Here is a 22,732-nt window from a genome sequence, read left to right on the forward strand (position 1 = left end):
TGAAGAAAGAGAGGACAGCTGTCTCAAACAGCTCAACTGATTATGTGGATACCTTTAATTTTGGCTGTCAGCTTCGTGCTGATTCATTTCTTATCTATATACATATCATTACCGAAAGCTCTATTAAGACGATTCATTTCGTTTTCTGCTGGTGTGGGAATTGCCTATGTCTTTATCCACCTGTGGCCCCAAGTTGCACACACCCAGGAACTGGCTGAACAGGAAATACACTGGCTGGAAGGACACATGCTGCACTATGCCTTATATATCATTGCCTTGCTTGGTCTATCCGTTTTTTATGCGATGGACCGCCTGATTGCCCGAGCTTATGAAACTAAAGAACAGACCAATCCCAACTTGATCGAATCCCGCCTGTTCTGGGCCCACATTGCCTTCTTTTCTTTATACAATGCCATGATCGGCTACCTTCTGACAGACAGGCGAGAACCGGATGCCACATTAGTTGTATTCTTTATAGCTTTCGCTCTTCATTTTGTGACGAATGACTGGGGGCTTAGACATCACCATGAATCTGTATATGATCAATACGGTCGGTATATTCTTTCCCTGGCTATCATTGTCGGGTTCGGAATCGGGGTGTTTTCTGATTTTCCAGAGTATATATTCGGAAGTGTTGAAGCTTTTGTAGCGGGCGCGATGACACTGAATGTCATCAAGCACGAGCTTCCGTCTGAAAGAGAAGGAAATCTAGAAGGCTTTCTGACGGGGGTAATTTCAGCCGGATTCCTGTTTATATTCATATAAAAGAAGTGATGCCATAGTCTATAAGAGACCGGCATCACTTCTTTTATTATAAATAGTTTCTAAGTTCCCCTATATCGGAGATGAGCAGATCTGCTCCTTCGAGTTCCTCACGTTTTCCGAAGCCATAGGTGCATCCTATAGCGTAGACATTCTCCAGCTCAGATGTTTCGATATCCTGGAATCGGTCGCCTATGACTACGATGTCTCCTTCAAAGTCCTGTTTCAGCAACTTGACTATTTCTTTTTTTGATTTCCTGAAATTGAACTGTTCCGTGCAGTAGAGCCTACTAAAGTAGTCATTCAGTCCAAACTGTTCGGCATGCATCTCCATGTAACTGATCGAGCAGTTACTTAAGAACAGCAGGGTGTACCCCTGATCTTTAAGGTACTCTAATGTGTCAACGGCTCCTGCATACCATCGGGCTTCATTCCTCTGAATCATTTCTAGCATCGTCTTCCCGATCAGCCCAGATGCATCCTGTCGGAAATCAGGTTCAAGATTGGGCATGAACAGCTCCCACATCTCCTGCTTACTGTAACCAAGCCATTGCGTAATCTCTTCATCTGACCAGTTTTTCTCTTCTGCTTTGTTATTCTTCACAAGATACTTGTATGCGCGTTTAAACGCGGGAATGTATATTTTACTGCTGTCATGAAGCGTACCGTCATAATCAAAAATGATTGTTCTGACGTGACTCAATTCATTCTTCATTTCAATTTTTTCATGAGGTTGGCCATTTCGATTGCTCCAACGGCTACTTCTCCACCCTTGTTACCAGCTTTTGTTCCGGCACGTTCAATAGCCTGTTCGATCGTATCGACTGTCAGCACGCCGAACATGACAGGTACACCTGTAGTGTCTGATGCTGAAGCCACTCCCTTGGATACTTCTCCACAGACATGGTCGTAGTGAGAGGTTGCACCTCTGATCACTGCACCAAGAGTAACCACTGCATCATACTTTCCGGATGCCGCCATTGTTTTCGCTACTAATGGGATTTCATATGCTCCAGGTACCCAGGCAACGTCGATGTCCGACTCTTCCATTCCGTGTCTGACTAATGCATCTACAGCCCCATCAAGCAGTCTTGACCCGATAAAGTCATTGAAGCGTCCCACGACGATTCCCATTTTTAAATCCTGTGCAATTAACTGTCCTTCAATCTTATTCATAATTCTGTTCCTCCAGATTCATTTTTTAATATTCTAAATAGTGTCCCATTTTTTCTTTTTTCGTGCGCAGATACTCCTTGTCTTCATCGAAGAGCGTCATCTGTATCGGTACCCGCTTTTCGACTTTCAGCCCGTACTGATCCAGACTTGATATCTTGAGGGGGTTGTTGGTCATCAGATTAAGTCTGCTGACACCAAGATCATCAAATATCTGCTTGCATTCGTAGTACTCCCTGGCATCTATCGGGAAGCCGAGCAGAACATTGGCCTGAATGGTATCGTGCCCCTGATCCTGCAGCGCATACGCTTTGATCTTGTTGACCAGTCCGATCCCGCGGCCTTCCTGTCTCATGTATAGAAGCACGCCTCTGCCTTCTTCTGCAATTTTTTCCATGGCAGAATCGAGCTGCTGACCGCAGTCACACTTTTTAGATCCGAATACATCCCCAGTCAGACATTCCGAATGGATGCGACAGAGAACAGGTTCCCCATCTGATACATCTCCTTTGACAAGCGCGACATGATGTTCACCGGTAAATTTATGTTCATACGCATAAATATCGAATTCACCGAATTTTGTCGGCAGCTTGGCTTTCGATTCTCGGAAAATGACCTTCTCATTGGCTTTCCGGTATTCGATCAGTTCACTGATCGTTGCCATCTTCATATCATGTTCTTCTGCAAAAGCAGCCAGGTCATCACGTCTGGCCATGCTCCCGTCATCATTCATGATTTCACAGCACAAGCCGACCGGTTTCAGACCGGCGAGTCTCATCAGATCTACAGTGGCTTCCGTATGGCCATTTCTTGCCAGCACACCCCCGTCAACCGCTTCAAGTGGAAACATATGGCCAGGGCGTTTAAAATCTTCCGGACGGCTGTCTTCATCCACCGTTTTCATAGCGGTCAGTGAGCGCTCGCCAGCTGATATTCCTGTAGTGGTATCTACATGATCGATGGAGACTGTAAAGGCTGTCGTGTGATCATCCGTATTGTACAGACTCATTTGAGACAGGCCCAGTTTCTTTGTATACTCCTTAGTCATAGGAATACAGATCAGTCCCCTGGCATACTTGGCCATAAAGTTGACATTCTCAGGTGTCGCGAATTCTGCTGCACAGACGATGTCTCCCTCGTTTTCTCTGTCTTCATCATCTACGATAATGACATTTTTCCCCTGTTTCAGATCTTCCAGTAATTCTTCAATTTTATTGAACATGCCCTCACTCCTGTTTCTTTCTATCTATACAAACCCGTTAGTCTGCAGAAAGTCTTCGCTCAGTTTTAACTTCGCCTCGCTCTTTGGAGCCAGGCCCATCAGCTTTTCTACATATTTTCCGATCATGTCGCATTCAAGATTGACCTTGTCGCCGATCGAATGGCTCAGCAATGTGGTTTCCTCAGACGTATGCGGAATGATCGACACTTGAAAGTCATTATCTGATACTGCTGCGACAGTCAGACTGATGCCGTCGATTGCTATGGATCCCTTTTCGATAATGTATTTCAGCAGGTTCCTGGAGGCACTGACTGTGACCCAGACCGCATTATCGTCTTTTCTGAAATGAGTAATGACTCCTGTTCCATCTATGTGTCCACTCACCATGTGGCCACCCAGTCTGGTCTGAAGCGTCAGCGCTCGCTCAAGATTGATACGGCTACCGGAAGTCAGTGTTCCCAAAGTCGTTCTATCCAAGGTTTCTGACATGACATCAGCTGTAAAAAATGTTTTATCGAGAGTTGTGATCGTCAGACACACGCCGTTAGTCAATATACTGTCTCCTATGGCTGCATCTTCCAGAACCTTCTCTGCTTTGATAGTCAGTTCGCTTGATTTAGCACCTTTATTAATGCCTTGGATTTCTCCTATTTCTTCAACAATTCCTGTAAACATTTATTGTTCACTCCTATCAATATAAGCTTCAATATGCAAATCATCTTCAATCCTGGTAATTTCAACTGATTTCGCTTTGTAGGCGTCACTCATGTGCTGGACCCCGTGTCCCATGACTGGAGATATCGCTTCTGCTCCACCAAGGAGCTTAGGTGCAATATAAACGGACAGTTTGTGTACAATTCCTGCTTTCAACGCAGCTGCATTGAGCGTTCCTCCCCCTTCAAGTAGAAGGCTGTCTACACCGTATTCCCCGATGATGCGCATGGCTTCTTCCAGATCGACGTGTCCATCAGATTCTTTCACAATCTTTACCGTCACGCCTCTATTTTCAAGCGCCTCTTTATTTGCAGAAGGTGCTTGTTCAGTCGTCAGTATCAATGTCTCCGCTTTATCCTGCTCAGTCAGGACTCTTGCGTCCATAGGGATTTTCAATCGACTGTCCACTACAATTCGCAGTGGCTGAGTCAGTCCATCAACTCGACAGGTCAATCGGGGGTCATCTTTCAGGACCGTCCCAATTCCGACCATAATTCCGCTGAGGTGCCCTCTTAAATGATGCGCATGATTTCTTGATGCGTCAGACGAAATCCATTTGGACTCTCCAGTTTCTGTAGCTATTTTTCCATCTAAAGTCATCGCGTATTTCATGACGACAAAGGGCTTTTTAGTTGTAATATAATAATTGAACACTTCGTTCAGTTTCCTGCTTTCCTCTTCGAGGACGCCTGTCACCACTTCTATCCCTGCATTTCTTATGCGCTCAATGCCGTTTCCGGAAACGATCGGGTTCGGATCAAGTGCGGCCACAACAACTCTTTTCAGCTTTTTGTCGATAATCAGATCCGAGCATGGTGGTGTGCGCCCATAGTGAGAACATGGTTCAAGCGTCACATACATCGTTGCCCCTTTTACTGGTTCATCCGCAGAGTTGATCGCATTGACTTCTGCATGCGGTCCTCCAGCTTGATGATGATACCCTTCACCTATGATTCGACCATTTTTCACTATGACAGCCCCGACCATAGGATTAGGAGACGTGCGACCCTTCGCTAGAGCTGCAAGATACACGGCCCTTTTCATATAAGTTTCGTCAGTTGTCACTTTTTCACCTCATTAAAAAAGCCCCGAATCACTTAAGATTCAGGGCTTGAAGAGTTTTGATCAATGATGCACATGACAGACACAGAGAACCCGCCAGTCAGACTGGCGGCTGGACCTATATAAAGAAAAACCCTGGAATATACTATTCCAGGGCTTGAAAGGTCATCTCAATCTGCACTTTAAAAAGGCCTAGTCATCCTTTAAAAGTCCAATTGTGCATATACGTGTCTTCTTTCATCCAGACTATACTGTCGGCTTCGGAATCTAACCGAATCTGCCTTGCGGCTCGTGGGCTTTACCACCGGTAGGGACTTGCACCCTGCCCTGAAGACTATTTACTTGTTAAATAAATCATATATGGAAAAGATAACAGTGTCAACTATTTTTATTCATTATCTGTATTTTTAACCAGAACAGCTACTCCCATGCCTCCGCCGATGCATAATGACGCCAGGCCGTAAGTCAGTCCGCGCTGCTTCATCAGATGGATTAGGGTCACCAGAATACGGTTTCCGCTGGCACCAACTGGATGACCAAGCGCAACAGCTCCTCCATTGAGGTTTGTCCGTTCAAGCATATAGTCTTTGTCTACTCCAAATTCATCTGAGATTTCTTTGATGACACCCAGACTCTGACTGGCAAATGCTTCGTTCAGCTCAAATACATCGATGTCTTCAAAACTGATTCCTGCACGCTTGACTGCCTGCTTGATAGCTGGAGTAGGTCCCAGACCCATAACTGAAGGATCCACGCCTCCCTGACCGATACCGACGATTTCAACGAGCGGTGTCAGATTATTCTCAGACAGGTAGTCTTCCCCAACAATAAGGGTTGCGCTGGCCCCATCATTGATTCCGGAGGCATTCCCGGCTGTAACGGACCCGTCTTTTTTGAAAGCCGGTCTTAAGCTGTTCAATTTTTCTTCTGTCGTTTTACGATTAGGGTATTCGTCCGTGTCGACAGTAACCGTTTCTCTACGGACTTTAGTTTCCACTGGAATGATTTCATTTTTGAAAGCCCCACTATCTATCGCTTCGATCGCTCTCTTCTGAGACGTATAAGCAAAGTGGTCCTGATCTTCTCGAGTCAGGTTGTATCGTTCAACGATATTCTCTGCGGTCACTCCCATATGATAGCCTTCAAAAGCATCTGTCAAAGCATCATCCAGCATGTGGTCTCCCACTTTATAGCCGCCCATTTTCTGACCAGTACGGGTGCTGCCTGGAATCAGATAGGGTGCCTGACTCATTGATTCTGTGCCCCCAGCAATTATTGCACGATATTCACCGGCTTTAATTCCCAGATAAGCGTTCATTACCGATTTCAGTCCACTTCCACAGACCATATTCAATGAATACGCTGGAACGTCAACTTGAATCCCAGCCTTGATCGCTGCCTGACGAGCGACACCTTGCCCCTGGCCAGCCGGCAGTACATTTCCCAGAACAACTTCATCGATGTCTTTCTGATCGATTTTGCTCTGTTCCAGTACGCCTTTAATTGCGTAACTGCCTAAATCGGAGGCAGACACATCTTTAAGTGCACCTAAAAATGATCCAATGGGTGTTCGTTTTGCTCCTGCGATGTAAACTTTACTCATTCCATTCTCCCTTTCGTCAGCTGCTTAGATTCTTTCTAGTCATAGTATTGACCACGAGCTGGAACAAGTAAAGTCATATACAGTAATTTTAGAACAATCTTAAACTCTTTACTTTTTATTCGTCAACAGGTAAAACTGCGCCATCCCAAGTATCCAGAATAAATTCCTGTGTTTCTTCCGCTCTAAGCACTTCAACCAGACGGGCAATCAGCTCGCTGTCTTCATCCTCTGAACGAACAGCAATGATATTGGCATATGGTGACGAACTGCTCTCCAGAGCGATCGCTTCTTCAACTGGACTGATGTCCTGGTCCACCGCAAAGTTTGAATTGATGAAGAACACGTCCCCTTCATCCTGAGCGTACAATGTCGTCATTAGCGCTGCATCGTATTCATATTCAAACTGAAGGTTTCGTTCATTTTCTACAATGTCATCGAACGATGCATCGATCAGATCGATCGAGTCGTCTACTGTGATCAGCCCGGCATCCTGAAGAATACCCAGAATACGTCCGTGATCGGCAACACTGCTGCTGGCAAGAATCGTTGCCCCTTCAGGCAGATCTTCCAGACTGTCATGACGGTTTGAGTATGCTCCTAGAGGTTCGATATGAATTCCACCTGCATTGGCGAAGTCATAGTCGTTTTCTTCCACTTGTGTTTCAAAATAAGGCACGTGCTGGAAGTAGTTGGCATCGATATCCCCATCAGAAAGAGCCAGATTCGGTATAATGTAGTCATTATACGTTTCGATCTCCAGTTCGATGCCTTCTTCTGCCAGTGTCGGCTGAATGAATTCCAGGATTTCTGCATGCGGCACATTGGTCGCTCCGACTCTCAGTACCTGAGACTCTTCAGTTGTCTCTTCTGTTGTTTCAGTTCCATTGTCTTCTGCCGGCTCCGGGCTGTCTCCAGCTGTATCGCCATTTCCATTTCCGCATGCTGCCAGTAAAAATGCACTACTTACTAAACCTAATCTGATTGCTTTTTTCATAATATATTTCTCCCCTATTCTCTTTTTTTTATCTTTTATCTATATAAGAAACCCAACGGTCCCCTATAAACTGGATGACAAAAACAATGAGTAAAATCACTAACGTGGACACCAATGTGACGGTTGCCCTTCCTCGCTGGAAGCCTTCAAGATAAGCCAGATTTCCTAATCCGCCTGCTCCGATCACACCTGCCATCGCCGTATAGCCTACGAGACTGATCGCCGTAACTGTTATGCCGGCAATAATTGAAGGCAGGCTCTCCGGGATATAGACCTTCATGATGAGTTCAAATTTAGAAGCTCCCATCGCTTCCGCTGCTTCGATTACGCCTTTATCCACTTCTCTGAGTCCTGTTTCTACCAGCCGTGCATAGAATGGTGCAGCTGATAAAATCAGGGCCGGAAGTCCAGCAGTCGGTCCGGTGATACTGCCGACGATCACTCGTGTAAAGGGAATTAGCAGAACGATCAGGATAATAAACGGAATCGACCGAAAAATGTTGACCATGACTGATACTGACTTGTATAAAGCTACCGACCAGATCGTCTGATTGTCTCTCGTTTCATATAGAATCAGACCAAGTATCAGTCCGAGAACGAAGACGGCAATGACTGACAAGGCGCTCATATAAATCGTCTGTCTTGTTGCTGTCCATAATCTGTCCCATGAGACAGTTTCAAAATTGGTATATTCTGTTAAGATACCTGCTATTGTCAATTGATTTAACATTTTTATTCAATCACCTCTACTTGGACCGGATAGGTTTTGAACAGTTCAAGTGCCTGTTCCTGCTTGCTCTGGTCACCCAGAACCTGGATGATCAGTGTACCTACCGGCGTATTATGTGTCGACTGGATCGTCCCTTGAATGATGTTGATATCACAGCCGCATTGTCTGCTGACTTGAGTAATCACCGGTGACCCGACATTGTCTCCCTGGAAGAACAGCTGAATGATCTGACCATCAGGATAGGCTTTTTTCAGTTCAGTCAGCGCCTGGCGCGTTTCCTTATTGTCCGTTTCCCTGTCCTGACGGATAAATCGTTTAGTAATGTCTTCCTGAGGATTTCTGAATACCTGAAGAACCGATCCCTCTTCAACGATATTTCCTTTGTTCATAACTGCTACCCGGTCACAGATTTTTCTGACTACTTCCATTTCATGAGTGATCAGAACGATCGTGACATTCAGTTCCTCATTTATCTTGGCGAGAAGGTCAAGCACTTCATCTGTGGTCTGAGGATCGAGGGCACTGGTGGCTTCATCACAGAGCAGAACTTTCGGGTCATTCGCCAATGCTCTGGCAATCCCGACCCGCTGCTTCTCTCCACCAGACAGCTGTGCCGGATAGGCTTTTTCCTTGTCACTTAATCCGACCAGGCTGATCAGTTCTCTGGCCCGGTCTATCCGCTCGGTTTTTGGCACACCGGCAATTTCCAATGGGAAGCATATATTCTCCAGTACAGTCCGGCTCCAGAGCAAGTTGAAATGCTGGAAAATCATACCTATGGACTGGCGCTCTTTTCTCAGCTCTCTTTTTCCTAGAGGAGACAGCTCCTTGTCGTCAATGATGACGGAACCTGAAGACGGCCGCTCAAGTCCGTTCAGCATTCTGAGCAAGGTGCTTTTACCGGCTCCGGAATACCCGACTATGCCGTAAATTTCTCCTTTGTTGATTGTTAGGTTAGTTTCTTTCACAGCTTCAAACGGCTGTTTTTTGTTTAAAAATGTCTTGGTCACTTTATTTAAAGTAATCACTTTGGTTCACTCCTGTTCTAATACGGTCTCTAAGCCTGCAAAAGATAGTCTTCAAGTCTGTCCAGACAACCTCTCCAGACTATCCTGAGCAATAAAAAACGCCCTTTTCAAGTCGCTAAACTTAAAAAGGGCGAATAGGTCTATTCGCGGTTCCACCTTCATTCGTCACTTCATTGCTGAAGTAACCTCAATCAGTACTTAAAAGCCTGTCTGCTTCTGCATACTGCGGCACTATAGCGGGTGCACCCGGAAATGGCTCATACATGTACTCACCATTTCAGCTCAAAGACCATTTTCCAGATCGATCCTCATGCTCCCTTACACCAGGCGAGAGCTCTCTGAGATGAATCTCTAATCTGTACTTATCTTTTCAACGCTAACTGTTCTCATTTAAATTTAATTAATGTTGTGACTGATTAGTAGTCTATCAGATGGACTAAATCCGTGTCAACACTTTTATTTTTTATTTTTTTTAAAAATCCAGGTCAACAATCTGCGTACCGTGGAACTGGTCCGTGTGAATCAACTCAGCTGCTTCGGAAAGATTTTTATAAGTTAGGCCCCCACCGGCAAGAATTTCAAGACGTCCTGAAGCTTCTTCGACAAGCTGATTGATCCATTTATAATGATTCAGAGCTGACCCTGCTTTTGCCCCTCGTGTCAGCAGTCTGTTTATTCCATGACCAATCAGTTCTGAAACTGCAGCCAACTGAGCTGTTTCGGCAAGCTCGTCAAATGCCATATGGAAAACCGTTTCTCTGTTTCCAGCACATTCGACCAGTTTGTCGATGAATGGCCAGTCGATTTGTCCATCTGGCGTGAGTGCACCGAAGACTATTCCGTCTGCTCCAAGTTCGACTGAACGAGCAGCAGATTCGACCATCATCGCTTTTTCTTCATCCGTGTAGACAAAGCTGCCTCCACGTGGCCTTATCATCGTTACGACCTTGACCTGATGCTGATGAGCGAATGCCAGAACCTCTTTCTGGACCTGTTCAGAAGGGGTGGTTCCTCCTACATCCAGCCTGTCACACAATTCTATCCGGTCAGCACCGGCATGAATAGCTTCAGGTACGTTGTAGAAGTTTTCAGCACAAAATTCTCTTAACATGTTATCTCTCCTCGTTTTACCCTTCATTTATGAGAGGCTGCGCATGTTTAGTGCCGTAAAGATACCCCAGTACACATACAAGAGCTGAGAATCCTATGAAGATCGGCATGTAAAACGGATTTGAGAACCAGCCGCCCAGAAGAATGACCAGCGATCCGATCGTGCCCAGTACTGGCGCGACGTAACCTAAAAATACACTAGTGATGCGTTTTTCCTTCTTAAGCTGAATGACTTTGATATACAAGATAATATATAGGACATAACTGAATACGATGGCGATTTCACTGATGTCTCCACCGGCAAGGATGTCCCATCTTTGAGTAATGTAATGCATGACCAGCCAGAAGACAGATAATCCGTATGCTGTCAGTGCGGCGAATGGTGACAGGCCTTTCTCTTCATCCAGATTCTTGATCCGACCGCTCATCGGCATCATATTTTTCATAGCCAGAGTATGAGGCAGTCGGATATAACCCAAGCTGATCCCATTGACCACTCCAAGGATGGATATGAGCACAAAGCTCGTCAGTATCCGTTCCCCGTATATGCCTAATATCGACTGCCCAGCCTGACCGATCGCCTGATCGCCTGCCGAGAGAATGAACTCCACGCCGACGATTGCTATCAGTCCAAGGAAGAAGGCCAGGTAGACCCCAAGAACGACAAGCGGGCCGATCGTCAGTGCCAGTGGCATGGTCCGTCGATGATTTCTCACTTCCTGAGTGATGGTCGTAGATACAATCCATCCGTCGAAAGAAAAGGCTACCGGGGCTAACGCTCCAAGCCAGGCCCATCCGACATTGCTTCTTTCAACCAGAGCTATTCCTTCAGGCAGAGCCGGTGCGTTCTGATTCCAGAAAATCCCTAGCAGTCCGATTCCAATCAGAGGAATCATTTTGACTACTGTGGATATATTCTGAAAACGCCCTCCGCTCTTGTATGAAAAGTAGTTCATAGAAAAGAAGAATGTCATGTACATTAGTCCTAGTATCGTCTGCAGTTCCAGACTGGACTCCAGACCAAACAGAGAAATGGTATAAATCCCTGAGACCCAGCTGACAACGGCTGTAATCGTCGGGAAATAGACATAGAGCTGGAACCATCCAAAGGCGTTCGCTGCTTTTGACGAAACGAATTCCTCATAGTAGGAGACGACTCCTCCTCTCATGGAAGACCGACCTGCCAGTTGTGATAAGGTGATACTTCCGAATATGACACAAAGTGCCCCAATAACGAAAACCAGAATGCCCAGCCAGACACTGCCTCCAGTTGCAATTAGAATTTCATCTGCTTTAAAAAATATACCTGAACCAATACTGATTCCGATGATCATGGAAATGGCAGTTCCCAGACCATAGTGTTCTCTTTCTTTCATCATGACTCCCTCCTCCATTGCTGAAAGGCAATGGTTAAAAATGCATTATTCAACTATAGCAAAAAGAAGGATTGAAATAAAGAGATAGAACATGTGTTATTTATGATAACGGTCTCAGTTTATAGTCTTCTCATTCTTATTAGACATAGGGATTTAATATCTGATTACTTTTTTCATAAAGTAATAGTCAGATTCCGGCTTCGAGTACTGTTCTATAAATCCATATTTTTCGTAAAGATGTTTTGCCCGGTCATTTCCTTTCAGAACATAGAGAGTCAGATTGTCGATTTCCGGATCACTTAGTGCCGCACCTGTCAAATAGTCCATAATGTCGTGGCCGATCGACTGATTTCTATGGGACTCTTTCACTGCAATGAAGTCAATATACCATTCTGTTGGTGCAGGATTCCGACTTGTACTCAAACCCGCCTTAACAAAGGAGACAAACGCTCTCGGTCCAATCGCCTTTATTGTCGCAGCGGTTTTAGCTAAAAGTCTCAAACCTGGCTTAAACTGACCAGAAGTGGAACAGCCGAAAGCCCCGACAACTTCCCCTTCTGCTTGTACGGTAAAGATAGTCATTGAAAAACTGTCTGCTTCCTGAATCCAGACCAGCTTGAGTAATTTCTGTAGCTGCTTCTTAGTCAGCTGGGTCTTGTCCTGAAACTTATCGTAGAACGCATTAGCTACCATCTGACTGACTGCCTCTGCCTCGTGCTTATTCATTTTTCCGATCTGCATGAGTCTATCTTCCTTTCAAAGGTCATTCTATCTAAAAAGGATCTAGCACTACTCCTTGACGACCAGATATTTCCCCTCGTCCCCAGTGTAACAGGTCAGGTGAGTCGTTTCATTTTCTAAGTCTCAAGCCTACTATCCTTTTCGGCCCATACCCATCCGTATGCTATAATGTAACCATAACACGCTACAGAAAGGGCGATTAAATGTCAGCCGATACACTGATTTACCGGGCTATTGAAAAAAAAGATTACGCAGCTGCGGCCCAACTTATTAAAGATACCTGGCAGTACGAGAAAGTTGCTTCATCCAACAATGCTCTGCATATGGCCTATGTTTTTCTGTATTCAAGTCTTGCTCATCATAATTTTTCACAAGTTGCCCTCCGAGAAGGGAAGCTCGCTGGACTGATTCTGGGGCGGACAAATGAGGTTCCACTTAAAGAAAAACGTTATTACTTGAATATGGGCTATTATCTGATCAGGCTGCTTCTGACTTCTGAGGGAAAACAGGCCGTTCAGTCTTTTCGAAGAAATTTGCAGGTTAATCAGGCCCTGCTTAAACAGACTTACGAAACATACGATGGAGAACTGACATTTTTTGCGGTTGATGCGTCAACCAGACAGTCAGGCATTGGTTCTCATTTGTTCCATTCCTATCTCACTTTTATGCAGAATGAAGGGGCCAGAACATTTCGTCTGTTTACTGATACGAGCTGCACTTATGCGTTTTATGAATCTAAAGGGATGACGCGCATCGGGGCTGTCACCAGACGCATGCCGTTTTTAGATAAGGAAATGAGCTTTTTCCTATATCGAGGAGACCTGCAGGAATTAATAAACGGATAAGGCCTTATAGGCAGTCATCTTTATTTTCAGGTGATCATCATATGCACTTTGATCGGTATAGAACGGTTATGTCAGAGTTGGCCAGTGAAGAGCTTTCACCGGCCTTTTTTTATTTCAATTAACAGACACAGAGGATTTATGCATTTAAAGGATCCTGCTGTTATTGATTCAATTTATTACAGCCGGAACGAGGATAAACCGTCACAAAGATAATTCTACTTGCAGTTGGGGGCACAAGTCCCTTCGCCTACTTCCACAAGGACAACTCTAGATGCATTTCCATCGGTTATTATTGTCAGACTTACCGCTATAGAGGCTCTAGCTATAGCTCTGAAAGAATCTATAAGACTAAACTACTGCTAGACCCCTTCTAACTGCATCTTTAAAAAATTCCTATCCATAAAATTCAGTTAAACACGCCTTACTTTGAGTTCAGTACTCACTTTAGTATTTATACTGCAGTTATAGGCAGTCATAGCTGTACTTCGCTGTTTCTAATTGTAACTGAACTGCCGTAAAGACCACTTTATTCGACTTTTACATTCCTTACGTGACCTGACTCTCAGATAATCGTCACATTTCCACACTATTTAAAGCTTTTTATAATCAGAAGATTTGAGAAGCTCAAATCTGACCTAATTTGATTATGTCTTTTCTGAAGACAGCAGAAACGACCGAGCTGACAGGTACAGAGAAAAACCTCATCCACAGAAGAGTAGGCATGTACTCCATGGATGAGGTTAATCTTTCTTAAGTTTTAATTACTCTGTTCAGCTGTTTGGACTTTTCCTTTTCTTTTCGGATTGAATTTAATCAGCCCAAAGATCAGGAAGAACACGGTAATGACGGTCGAAATAATCAGGAAGACCACTGGACCGAACTGGTAAATGAACGGGAGTGAAGCAGCCGTTACCAGTCCCCCTCCAACGAAAGGTTCAAAAAGAATTTGTTTGTACCCGAATCCCATCAATGCTGGCGTCTGATATTCCGGATCAGCAATTTTCATCAGTAGAAGGCCGGTAGCTGTCATCCCTGTTGCCTGTCCAAAATCGCCCAGTCCCCTTTCAAACCAGTGCTCCGGTATCATGCGTGGACCGAGGTACAGGAATGCAAAAACGTTCCAGACTGTTGCAACGATTGCCAGCAGCAGGAAAGGCATAATGTTTTCACCGATGACCTGCAGAGATAATGTAGCCAGCGCAGATACAAGCAGTACATCCAGAGCAAAGCCGGAAATCTTACTGATCAGGTTCTGATCGATATACATATGAATGTCCAACTTATCAAAGAAAATCTGAACGATGACTCCTCCGATCATAGCGAGCGGGAAGAGCGGCACATAAGGGAATAAGACTACGTCGGTCCATGCTCCCCACGTACTGGCTTCAAGCAGGATCAGACCTTGCTGCAGTACATAACCAATCACTATTGCAAATGCAATGAGTGACAAGTGGAAGGCAAGTGGCTCGATCGCTTTGGCTTCTTTCACCTGGGGCTCCATCTCGAACCCGTGAGACTCACCTAAGCGTTCTTTTTCTTCTTCAGTAAAGTACTCTTTACCGCCGACATGCTTAGCAAAGCCTTTTCTGTATCCAATATTGATGATAATTATTCCTGCGACAACTCCTACCAGAATTCCGACTGTAGCGAGCCCGAGAGCGAGATCCGCACCTTCTGCAAATCCGAGGTTTTCAAACGTGCTTGCCAGTCCGGCAGCTGTCCCATGGCCACCTACAAAACTGATCTCGATCAGTGCTCCAGCTAGCGGATTCATACCGAATAAAGGGGTCAGGACCAGCAGCGTAAGCAGTAGTCCGATTACATATTGTCCCCATGAAACTGCCTGTCCCATTACGATCTGAGGACCTGCCACATTCCATATTTTCCTGACTCCAGGGACTTTTTTACCTAAGAAAAGAGCGGCGAATACGATATTGATGAACATGCCTGGGAGAGGACGCCACACATCGAGAATAAAATCAGGAATCAGTCCATTATAAAATATGGATCCCTGCTCCAGAAATTGAGACGTCAACCGTCCCAGGACATCAGGACCTAAAAACAAAGCAATAAATCCTGCGATGATCGAACTGGGTAAAAACAGATTGCGCAGCCATTTCGTATGCAGGCGCACAACTTTTCCGATAATCAGAAACACCCCGATCATCAGAAAACTAAATCCCACCATATTTGGTGTCATAACTCATTCCTCCTAGTACGTGAATATAATTACACATATTTTACTATTATAATCTAGATTTCATTTTCTAACAACTATTGTGAGATTACGTACTAAATATTCAGGAGGAGAATGATTAGATCCTTAAATATAATATTATGTTCTTATCCTTCGATTAAATTATCTGGTAATCTTTTTACACTAACTAGTCAATCATAGATCAGCTGCTTGTTGATTGTGAAATCTGATCAAATTAATCTTCTTTATCGTTTTCCATTTCTTCTTCCCTAAATGCGGCTCTGGTTTCTCTCGTTTTCTTGGTTCTCTGAATTTTCATCTCCGCAAGATATTCGACTACTTCCTTAGGTTTCCTGATATCAAAGGCTTCAACCGGTTCAGGTCCTCTCATTGTTTCTCTCTTGATGTGCAGAACCCCATTCTCATCAACTTTTTCCTTCCATCGCACGAGCCGCAGCATCCCTTCCGTCAGTTCCAGAGCAGTTATGCTTGCCGGATAGATGCCACATCCTGTATTGAAATAAGGAATCTGTTTGTTGTTCGGAAATTTAAAGCGATGTGTATGCCCGCAGATCAGTGCACGTCTATGCTTTTCGATCCATTTACTGTAGTTGCGTTCGATTTTATGGCGTTTGGTCACGTTCTTGACTGGACTCGCCGGATTCTTGATTCCTACCCGGTGGAAAAAACGCCAGAAATATTTGATTGACAACATAGTAAAGAACCAGAACTGATCATTTGGTGCATCCCCCTGGTGACCATGCAGGACAAACAACTCCTGACTTGTATTACGATGTTTGAGGATAACAGCTTCCTGGGGTTCGATCCCCTTTAAAAAATCATAGAACACTTCACTATATTCGTCATAGTTGATAAACAGATTCTTTTTAACATACTTGGGATTATCCAAATAGATATCATGGTTGCCGAATATACGTATATAACGGTTTTTATCGTAAAATTTCTTAATAGCCTGATATGTATCCGTATGAGCATTTTTGATATGCTCCATTTCTGAATACTCAAGCAGTTCTTCTCCATCCCCAACTTCAAAAAATGTATAGCCATTTTCATAGTATTCATTCAATGCATGTACAAATAAATTTCTACTTTTTAAAAATTCGTCGGATGTACTTCCGTCCCCACGATGGGCATCGCTCATGAACACAATGCGCGAATGGTCGTCGAAGTACATTTTCTTTGCATTCTTATATGCTTCTGTCAGTCTTTTCTGAGTAAACACTTATCGGCACCTCCAACTTACTTTCTCTCTTCCTTTAAGTATACGCTACTCCGGCTCGATAATGAAAATGGAATACTTATCTAATAATCCCATGGGTAATACTGACATGTTGCTGCCAATGTGCTAAAGTTAATATTGTAGGAATTAATAAAGGAGGGACTGTATGAAATTTGGTGTAAGAAAACCGAGTCTGAAAAAATCCATTAAAGCTCGGACGACTGGAAAGATTAAACGTAAAGTAAAATCTTCAGTAAATCCTTTGTACGGGAAAAAAGGAATGGGTTATGTAAATAATCCTAAACGAGCTGTTTATAATAAGGTTTATAACAAAACTACTGTCGGAATTAATCCGTTATCTAAACTGTCAACACCGTCACACACCTCTACGAAAACCTCTTCTATTAAAAGCGATCAAGCTATAGGATATATGAAAAAAGAGAAAAAGCAGGAAACAGTTCCTGTCAGAAACCCAGTGGAAAAGTGGATTCGGCGGGTCATCAGGAGAGACGATTCAGATACTAAGATAATCACTCGCACCGTAATTACTGAACAATATACTGTGAAAGAAATGCTGGATATACAAGAAGAAGCCAGATCTTGCCTTCATACATATAACCAGTCCATGCGCTACCTGACAGACACTTTGAATGCTGAGGTCTTTTTCCCAAGACTTCAGGAGGCTGAAGAGTCTTTATCAACTCTGGTCAGTTTGACTCAAAACCATTCTTTCCTGGTTGCTGAAGGAGATAATGTCATCGAAGCTCAGAATCGTCTGCTTGAAGAGAAAGAAAATATTATCAAGCAGTTTGTCCATACTCATTTTTCCGAGTCGATTAAAGGAGCTGACAGGCTGAAAACGGACCGAGGACGTCGCAATCGTTTAAAATCGAATTACAATGAACTCAGCACCTACTTCTCGGATCTTCCTCAATCGACTGTTGAAATGATCAATACTATCTGGAACAGCGTTATTCCTGAAAAGGATTTAATAAATAAAAAATAGAGCAGGACATTCTAAAAAAAGTAAAAGAACCGAACAAGGTCCATATTTGGACTCTGTCCGGTTCTTTATCTTTTTAAATGCTGCTTGAAGAAATCTGTTTCCTCACGATTACATATTTTTGCTTCTTCAAGGTTCATATTACAGTGAAAAATGTGCTGAAGATGTTCATCCTCTGGTTCCCCATATTTCTTGTAAGTGACATCTACTCCTGCTTCCTTCAGCAAAGCCACCATGGGAAGGGAATCTTCCCTTATAAAATCATGTTCGGCTGTCATGACAAAGACTGGAGGCAGCGCATCTGTCAGATAGTCAGGCATAGACAGCTGCTCTTCATGCGTCTTCCAGTCCTTTCCTAAATAATCCTGAATCAATATGACCAGCTGAGCTCGTGGATCTTTTTTATCTTCTAACGGCTCAGCTTTCAATTTTGACAGGATACTATAGACGCCACAGTTCAAAGCCATCGCCCGCAATGTGAAATGGTCGGGTAAAGTCATATTGAACAGATCAGCATATGTCCTGTTAGAGTACATAGTTGCGTACTGCAAAGCCAGCTGAGCTCCCACGGAATCTCCTACAAAATAGACATTGTTCAAATCTATGTAGTAGTCTTCGTGATTGGCGACTACCCATTTCATTACTTGGTTCAGTTCTTCCAATTGTGTTGGGTATTTCTTTTTCGGCGCCAGATGATAGTTACTGTTGACAAAGACAAATCCTTGTCTGGCCATAAACATACCATAGTGAAGATAGTTTTCTTTCGTGCCGTAGACATATCCTCCCCCATGAAAATTGATGATGACAGGCAGTTTATTTTCTGTCTTCTTAGGGTAATAAATATCCAGACTATTATACTTTCCCGATTTTCCATATCTGATATCATAATGCCCCTGTATTGAAGGGTCAGCAGTCAGATCCTTGTCTCTTTTCCTGTCGCTCCAAGCTGACAGAACTTTAAAACCCAATGATGCAATCGACACTATCCGCTCACCCCCTACTATACAGTTCAGATTAAAATAAATTAAAGCAAGCCGCAACTGATTGACCTCGAGGATAAGGACTGTGGACGGCTAGTTTACTGGAATTGGACAGCTCCTTTACTCAACAGATGAGAAAAGACTCCTCAACAACATAGCCGGGGAGTCTTTAGACGATTCGCTTATTTTTCATTTAGTTTTCTGATCGGTCTGCCTTCTGAATCATATACATAGTTTTTCAGTTTCTTGCTGTCAGCCATTGCCTGAACTAGCCTGTCCTGATATGGCTCCGCCAATTCTTCAAATAGATAGGCTTCTTCATGGAGGCTGTGTTTGGAACGCAGAGCTTCCACCTCTCCGGGTTTACGTAATTTATACTTCCTGCTAGGCAATTTCCCTTCTATGCTACGTTTCTCAATACGATAAAAGTGGTCATCGTCATTATATATAATTTCCAGAGCGCCTGAATTGGTCCGTTTGTACTCAGCGTGCGGGTATGCTTCTTTATGCAGTTCCCACCAGGCTTTGATTCCCTTAATTGCCTCTTCCTCGTTTTCGTAACTCCCGTGCTCTTTTTTTACATTACTCAGCCGATTCTGCCAATAGGTGGTGTACACTTGCTGTTCCATTCACTTCACTCCTTCTGTATAAGATACCTCTAGTGTATAGCATCTTTCATTTAATTCAAATGGAATCGGATGCAAATCATCTTTTGTAAGGAGACTGTAAAATACACTTTTACCTGTCAGTAAAAATATCCAGAAGTTTTCTGATCACTAATGCCATCAGTGTTCCTGTAAAAGTGACAAATCCCAGATTCAACAGAAAAGATCCCGCTGAATAGTTCAAAGCCAGTTCCTGCTGCATCTGGTTCACTTCTTCTGAAGTAAGTCCCGCAAGCACATCCACAGGAACATCAATCGCCCAAAGGAAATAACCGATGATTATCATGATCAGGCTGATGAACAGACCGGCGATCAGCCATTTATTCACTCTATTTCTCATATTCCGACTCCTTTGATTGAGTGGTCGGTTTCCTAGTTAAGGTTGCGGCACTCCTTGTTCTTTCAGTTAGTGTATCAGTCCCGATCACTGAAGTAAACCAGCGTTAGTATACGGTAGGCTGCATCTTGGAGAGAGTATGATAGCTGGCCTGAATTTCCGCCAGGCTTTATGCTGGTCACTTCACTATTGAGGATGCACTTTTTTCAGCGCTGAATAGTCCATATATCTATATTTGGTACTTTCGCCTGTATTTTTCTGGTGTGAATGGGTCATATATTCTTTTATGGTCCATTCGATTACACTTTTTCGAGTTTAATGTGCCATAAAGCCTTTTATGGCATATTCGGATCTTCTATATGCCTAATTTCCGATCGGAAAAGAGGCATCAGCCTCTTCGACCGCATTCATACAGTTGGCTAATACCGCATATCTCGATATTATGAGTCATCGGGATCTTAATCATATCTATATGTCAAAAGATTTCTATTTGAAAAGAGGCAACCGCCTCTTTTACCTTATCTAAATAATGGGTTTCAGAATTCTATAGCAGTACTCTTCAATGTTTTCAACAGCTTTACAAAAAGAAGAGTCCTGACCTGGTCAGCGACTCTTCCTTTAAAATAGTTAAGTGTTCAATTTATCCTCTGATCGTTTTCAGTCCACGACTCCATGAAACAGTTGTATCGATCACAGATTTGATTGTCGGATTGTGTACTTCTGAAGGACGGAATGTAGTCATTTCTTCAAAATCAGTGAAGAGACTGAATCCACCTGCAGGTCCTACTGTAGCCACGTTGGCATTAGATAGAATCGTACGCAGACTGATAGTTGCCGCCACACCTAAGGTTGAGCCGTAACCGACGATTCCGGCTGCTTTATTTCCCCATTCGGAAGCAAGGTAGTCAATCGCGTTTTTAAGAGATGGAGTGATGGATTTATTATATTCAGGCGTGATGAAAATAAATCCGTCAAGTGAATCGATTTTTTCAGACCACTTCTGATTGCCTTCTTTGTCATACTGCTTGTTCGCCATTAATGGCGGCAGGGCCTCGTTGAACATTGGCAGGTCGTAATCTTTGATATCGACGATTTCAAATTCTGCATCCTGTGCCTCTTTCGCTTTTTCAAGTACATACTCAGCCACCTGATTATTGACACGTGTATCTCGTGTACTACCCGTTATAATTCCAATCTTTACCATAAAAAAACTCCTCCTTTTAAATGCTAACTTTTCGTAAGTCAGCTGCATTGCTTATTATATGACAGCTTGACTTGAAAATAAACCAACAGTATAGTAGATGTGTTGTTTAGATAACAGACCGCTTTGTCTGTTTAATATCTCAGGAGAAAGGTAGACGAATATAGTGCAAGTTAAAAAAGATCCCCGTGTGACACGTTCAAGAACACAGATTATCGATTCTTTTATCCTTCTTTCAGGAAAAAAGCCATTTGCCTCCATTACAGTTAAAGATATTACTAAAGAAGCACAGATCAATCGGGCCACCTTTTATAATCATTTTCTAGATAAATATGACTTACTTGAGCAGGTCGTCAGTGAAGCATTGAGGTCAAACCTTGGCTGCAATAGTCACCCTGACATCAAACAGCATCTGTCGACTGAGGATACTCTCAGAGAACTTTTTATTTCACTGATTCGTTTCGAAAAAACACTCGATTCGTATTCGGATGGATTTGAAGAGTCTGAGATGATCGATCTGGTGATTCATTCTCATCTGATCGATATTCTATCTTCACATCTGGCTCTTCATAAACCTGGGATAGATTCTTCGGTTCATCTCAAGCTGGCAAGAATGCTGACCCATGCGTTACTGGGAATGACCAGAGATTACTGCGAGTCTTCACAGGCTGAATCGCCAGGAGACTATATCGATTCTGTTCTGCCTGCTTTAATCAATGGACTGGACTCATTATAAAACGCTGCCGATTGGGCAGCAGATAGTCAGGAAGCTAACATCCTGATTTTTCTGCTGCCAGCAATCGGCAGCGTTATTTTTTATCTTTCAGGTCATCATGGCAAAGAGTCCGTTCAGCTGATAGCTGGAGCCTTCCCCTCTAGCTGAATGCAGCCGTTCGTCTGTGAATGTCGAGGCCCGCTCAACTTCAATATTTCCCTCCTTGATTCCGGCCTCTTTTAATATCGACAGATTCGCATCCGTCATGCTCATCTTATATTTAGCCCCTGTCTTCCTGAAAAACTGATCACGCTCGTGAAATTCTGCAAATGCCTCATATACTTCCGGTCCCACTTCATAATTTTCCTGGTCGATCGAAGGGCCGACGTATGCAATCAACGTTTCAGGATTTGTACCATAAACACTGATCATTTTATCTATCGCTTTTGTGGTGATTCGTTGAGTCGTTCCCCGCCAGCCAGAATGAACGTTGACCAGTATTTCATGCACAGGATCATACAGAATAACCGGTGTGCAGTCCGCATACTTTATAAGCAGGCCGACCCTTTTTTTGTCTGTCAGCAGACCGTCTGTTTCCTTGAATGTCCTGCCGAAGACAAATAAATCACCGTTTGATCCATCTGCATAAGTGACATTTGCACTATGGACCTGCTGCCCCGTATAAATCTCATCTGGTCTGTCAAAATCTATTTCATCAAGCAGCCTGTTCATATCATCAGCCACTTTGCTTCCAGCAGTCTGATAACGGAAGTTATAGTCAGATCCGGCTACTTTAGTTAAGACACCGTATTTTTCAAGTAATCGTGAATGCATTGCTTTAAGTCTCCCTATTTCTAATTTTTGTCTATTATAGCATAGATTGCCGTTCAGTCGGTTGGTGACTGTTCAGGGTAGAATTAAATCTCTCTTCACTCTATTATTATATAAACTTCACCAATAAAAGCACAGTGTATCTAGGTATTCCCTGCATCTCATTTCTTAAATATCTAAAACCACATGATCTGTCCATAGTC

23 protein-coding genes, 1 riboswitch and 1 other annotated feature are annotated in these 22,732 nt (G+C 43.6%); of the genes, 4 read left to right on the forward strand and 19 right to left on the reverse strand.

Annotated features, from left to right (window positions below):
- The first annotated feature begins 60 nt into the window (after positions 1–60).
- On the forward strand, positions 61–765 hold the full coding sequence (locus tag BMX79_RS08615; RefSeq protein ID WP_091481623.1) for a hypothetical protein: 705 nt from the start codon (positions 61–63) through the stop codon (positions 763–765).
- Positions 766–811: 46 nt separating this feature from the next.
- On the opposite strand, the gene BMX79_RS08620 is transcribed toward BMX79_RS08615, so the two are convergent.
- The 12 genes from BMX79_RS08620 to BMX79_RS08675 all read right to left on the reverse strand — a co-directional run bounded on the left by BMX79_RS08620 (position 812) and on the right by BMX79_RS08675 (position 12,515).
- Positions 812–1,477, reverse strand: a complete 666-nt coding sequence (locus tag BMX79_RS08620; protein ID WP_091481624.1) for an HAD family hydrolase — start codon at positions 1,475–1,477, stop codon at positions 812–814.
- Positions 1,474–1,938, reverse strand: a complete 465-nt coding sequence (ribH, locus tag BMX79_RS08625) for a 6,7-dimethyl-8-ribityllumazine synthase (RefSeq protein WP_091481627.1) — start codon at positions 1,936–1,938, stop codon at positions 1,474–1,476. Before ribH ends, BMX79_RS08620 begins: the two co-directional genes overlap by 4 nt.
- Positions 1,939–1,963: 25 nt before the next feature.
- Entirely contained in the window at positions 1,964–3,157 is a 1,194-nt protein-coding gene (locus tag BMX79_RS08630) for a bifunctional 3,4-dihydroxy-2-butanone-4-phosphate synthase/GTP cyclohydrolase II (RefSeq protein ID WP_091481630.1), read from the reverse strand.
- Positions 3,158–3,181: 24 nt separating this feature from the next.
- Entirely contained in the window at positions 3,182–3,832 is a 651-nt protein-coding gene (locus BMX79_RS08635; RefSeq protein ID WP_091481632.1) for a riboflavin synthase, read from the reverse strand.
- Positions 3,833–4,936 (reverse strand): bifunctional diaminohydroxyphosphoribosylaminopyrimidine deaminase/5-amino-6-(5-phosphoribosylamino)uracil reductase RibD, encoded by a 1,104-nt coding sequence (gene ribD / locus BMX79_RS08640; RefSeq protein ID WP_246117674.1) that lies wholly within the window; start codon positions 4,934–4,936, stop codon positions 3,833–3,835.
- 222 nt (positions 4,937–5,158) lie between these two features.
- Positions 5,159–5,272: riboswitch (FMN riboswitch) on the reverse strand.
- Positions 5,273–5,321: 49 nt separating this feature from the next.
- On the reverse strand, positions 5,322–6,536 hold the full coding sequence (locus BMX79_RS08645) for an acetyl-CoA C-acetyltransferase (protein WP_091481635.1): 1,215 nt from the start codon (positions 6,534–6,536) through the stop codon (positions 5,322–5,324).
- Between the two features lie 115 nt (positions 6,537–6,651).
- The gene (locus tag BMX79_RS08650) at positions 6,652–7,530 is read right to left on the reverse strand and encodes a MetQ/NlpA family ABC transporter substrate-binding protein (RefSeq protein ID WP_091481636.1); all 879 of its coding nucleotides are present in this window, start codon (positions 7,528–7,530) and stop codon (positions 6,652–6,654) included.
- Positions 7,531–7,558: 28 nt separating this feature from the next.
- Positions 7,559–8,260, reverse strand: coding sequence for a methionine ABC transporter permease (locus tag BMX79_RS08655; protein ID WP_091481639.1), 702 nt, complete (start codon positions 8,258–8,260; stop codon positions 7,559–7,561).
- A 2-nt stretch (positions 8,261–8,262) separates the two neighbouring features.
- A complete protein-coding gene (locus BMX79_RS08660; RefSeq protein WP_091481641.1) occupies positions 8,263–9,288 on the reverse strand; it encodes a methionine ABC transporter ATP-binding protein in 1,026 nt (341 codons plus the stop codon).
- Positions 9,289–9,411: 123 nt separating this feature from the next.
- Positions 9,412–9,671: a binding site (T-box leader), on the reverse strand.
- Positions 9,672–9,760: 89 nt separating this feature from the next.
- Positions 9,761–10,399 (reverse strand): copper homeostasis protein CutC, encoded by a 639-nt coding sequence (locus tag BMX79_RS08665; protein ID WP_170231007.1) that lies wholly within the window; start codon positions 10,397–10,399, stop codon positions 9,761–9,763.
- A gap of 16 nt (positions 10,400–10,415) precedes the next feature.
- On the reverse strand, positions 10,416–11,777 hold the full coding sequence (locus BMX79_RS08670; RefSeq protein ID WP_170231008.1) for an APC family permease: 1,362 nt from the start codon (positions 11,775–11,777) through the stop codon (positions 10,416–10,418).
- Between the two features lie 150 nt (positions 11,778–11,927).
- The gene (locus tag BMX79_RS08675; RefSeq protein WP_091481649.1) at positions 11,928–12,515 is read right to left on the reverse strand and encodes a GNAT family N-acetyltransferase; all 588 of its coding nucleotides are present in this window, start codon (positions 12,513–12,515) and stop codon (positions 11,928–11,930) included.
- A gap of 203 nt (positions 12,516–12,718) precedes the next feature.
- Here BMX79_RS08675 and BMX79_RS08680 point away from each other — a divergent pair, with 203 nt between their 5' ends.
- Complete coding sequence (locus tag BMX79_RS08680; protein ID WP_091481652.1) at positions 12,719–13,360, forward strand: GNAT family N-acetyltransferase; 642 nt, start codon at positions 12,719–12,721, stop codon at positions 13,358–13,360.
- A 757-nt stretch (positions 13,361–14,117) separates the two neighbouring features.
- On the opposite strand, the gene BMX79_RS08685 is transcribed toward BMX79_RS08680, so the two are convergent.
- Positions 14,118–15,560 carry a sodium/glutamate symporter gene (locus BMX79_RS08685; RefSeq protein ID WP_091481655.1) on the reverse strand — a complete coding sequence of 481 codons (1,443 nt, stop codon included), beginning with the start codon at positions 15,558–15,560 and terminating at the stop codon, positions 14,118–14,120.
- A 232-nt stretch (positions 15,561–15,792) separates the two neighbouring features.
- On the reverse strand, positions 15,793–16,800 hold the full coding sequence (locus tag BMX79_RS08690; protein ID WP_218025376.1) for a metallophosphoesterase: 1,008 nt from the start codon (positions 16,798–16,800) through the stop codon (positions 15,793–15,795).
- Between the two features lie 163 nt (positions 16,801–16,963).
- On the opposite strand from BMX79_RS08690, the gene BMX79_RS12710 reads away from it, so the two are divergent.
- Positions 16,964–17,803: a hypothetical protein gene (locus tag BMX79_RS12710; RefSeq protein WP_091481657.1), complete on the forward strand. Its 840-nt coding sequence runs from the start codon at positions 16,964–16,966 to the stop codon at positions 17,801–17,803.
- 65 nt (positions 17,804–17,868) lie between these two features.
- On the opposite strand, the gene BMX79_RS08700 is transcribed toward BMX79_RS12710, so the two are convergent.
- From BMX79_RS08700 to BMX79_RS08715, 4 genes are all read right to left on the reverse strand, one after another.
- Positions 17,869–18,783, reverse strand: coding sequence for an alpha/beta hydrolase (locus tag BMX79_RS08700; protein ID WP_170231009.1), 915 nt, complete (start codon positions 18,781–18,783; stop codon positions 17,869–17,871).
- A 179-nt stretch (positions 18,784–18,962) separates the two neighbouring features.
- On the reverse strand, positions 18,963–19,409 hold the full coding sequence (locus tag BMX79_RS08705; RefSeq protein WP_091481663.1) for a hypothetical protein: 447 nt from the start codon (positions 19,407–19,409) through the stop codon (positions 18,963–18,965).
- A 109-nt stretch (positions 19,410–19,518) separates the two neighbouring features.
- Positions 19,519–19,785 carry a hypothetical protein gene (locus tag BMX79_RS08710; protein ID WP_091481665.1) on the reverse strand — a complete coding sequence of 89 codons (267 nt, stop codon included), beginning with the start codon at positions 19,783–19,785 and terminating at the stop codon, positions 19,519–19,521.
- 637 nt (positions 19,786–20,422) lie between these two features.
- On the reverse strand, positions 20,423–20,986 hold the full coding sequence (locus tag BMX79_RS08715) for an NADPH-dependent FMN reductase (protein ID WP_091481668.1): 564 nt from the start codon (positions 20,984–20,986) through the stop codon (positions 20,423–20,425).
- 163 nt (positions 20,987–21,149) lie between these two features.
- Between BMX79_RS08715 and BMX79_RS08720 the strand changes: the two genes are divergently transcribed.
- Positions 21,150–21,719, forward strand: coding sequence for a TetR/AcrR family transcriptional regulator (locus tag BMX79_RS08720; protein WP_177165392.1), 570 nt, complete (start codon positions 21,150–21,152; stop codon positions 21,717–21,719).
- 87 nt (positions 21,720–21,806) lie between these two features.
- On the opposite strand, the gene pgeF is transcribed toward BMX79_RS08720, so the two are convergent.
- Positions 21,807–22,532, reverse strand: coding sequence for a peptidoglycan editing factor PgeF (gene pgeF / locus BMX79_RS08725; protein ID WP_091481673.1), 726 nt, complete (start codon positions 22,530–22,532; stop codon positions 21,807–21,809).
- Positions 22,533–22,732 lie beyond the last annotated feature (200 nt).

This window comes from Alkalibacterium pelagium, assembly GCF_900109325.1.
Taxonomy (GTDB): domain Bacteria; phylum Bacillota; class Bacilli; order Lactobacillales; family Carnobacteriaceae_A; genus Alkalibacterium; species Alkalibacterium pelagium.

Coding starts and splice junctions, on each gene's coding strand:
- BMX79_RS08620 (WP_091481624.1), bottom strand. CDS start 1,477: ATGAAGAATGAATTGAGTCACGTCAGAACAATCATTTTTGATTATGAC.
- ribH (WP_091481627.1), bottom strand. CDS start 1,938: ATGAATAAGATTGAAGGACAGTTAATTGCACAGGATTTAAAAATGGGA.
- BMX79_RS08630 (WP_091481630.1), bottom strand. CDS start 3,157: ATGTTCAATAAAATTGAAGAATTACTGGAAGATCTGAAACAGGGGAAA.
- BMX79_RS08635 (WP_091481632.1), bottom strand. CDS start 3,832: ATGTTTACAGGAATTGTTGAAGAAATAGGAGAAATCCAAGGCATTAAT.
- BMX79_RS08645 (WP_091481635.1), bottom strand. CDS start 6,536: ATGAGTAAAGTTTACATCGCAGGAGCAAAACGAACACCCATTGGATCA.
- BMX79_RS08650 (WP_091481636.1), bottom strand. CDS start 7,530: ATGAAAAAAGCAATCAGATTAGGTTTAGTAAGTAGTGCATTTTTACTG.
- BMX79_RS08655 (WP_091481639.1), bottom strand. CDS start 8,260: ATGTTAAATCAATTGACAATAGCAGGTATCTTAACAGAATATACCAAT.
- BMX79_RS08665 (WP_170231007.1), bottom strand. CDS start 10,399: ATGTTAAGAGAATTTTGTGCTGAAAACTTCTACAACGTACCTGAAGCT.
- BMX79_RS08670 (WP_170231008.1), bottom strand. CDS start 11,777: ATGATGAAAGAAAGAGAACACTATGGTCTGGGAACTGCCATTTCCATG.
- BMX79_RS08675 (WP_091481649.1), bottom strand. CDS start 12,515: ATGCAGATCGGAAAAATGAATAAGCACGAGGCAGAGGCAGTCAGTCAG.
- BMX79_RS08680 (WP_091481652.1), top strand. CDS start 12,719: ATGTCAGCCGATACACTGATTTACCGGGCTATTGAAAAAAAAGATTAC.
- BMX79_RS08685 (WP_091481655.1), bottom strand. CDS start 15,560: ATGACACCAAATATGGTGGGATTTAGTTTTCTGATGATCGGGGTGTTT.
- BMX79_RS12710 (WP_091481657.1), top strand. CDS start 16,964: ATGAAATTTGGTGTAAGAAAACCGAGTCTGAAAAAATCCATTAAAGCT.
- BMX79_RS08705 (WP_091481663.1), bottom strand. CDS start 19,409: ATGGAACAGCAAGTGTACACCACCTATTGGCAGAATCGGCTGAGTAAT.
- BMX79_RS08710 (WP_091481665.1), bottom strand. CDS start 19,785: ATGAGAAATAGAGTGAATAAATGGCTGATCGCCGGTCTGTTCATCAGC.
- BMX79_RS08715 (WP_091481668.1), bottom strand. CDS start 20,986: ATGGTAAAGATTGGAATTATAACGGGTAGTACACGAGATACACGTGTC.
- pgeF (WP_091481673.1), bottom strand. CDS start 22,532: ATGCATTCACGATTACTTGAAAAATACGGTGTCTTAACTAAAGTAGCC.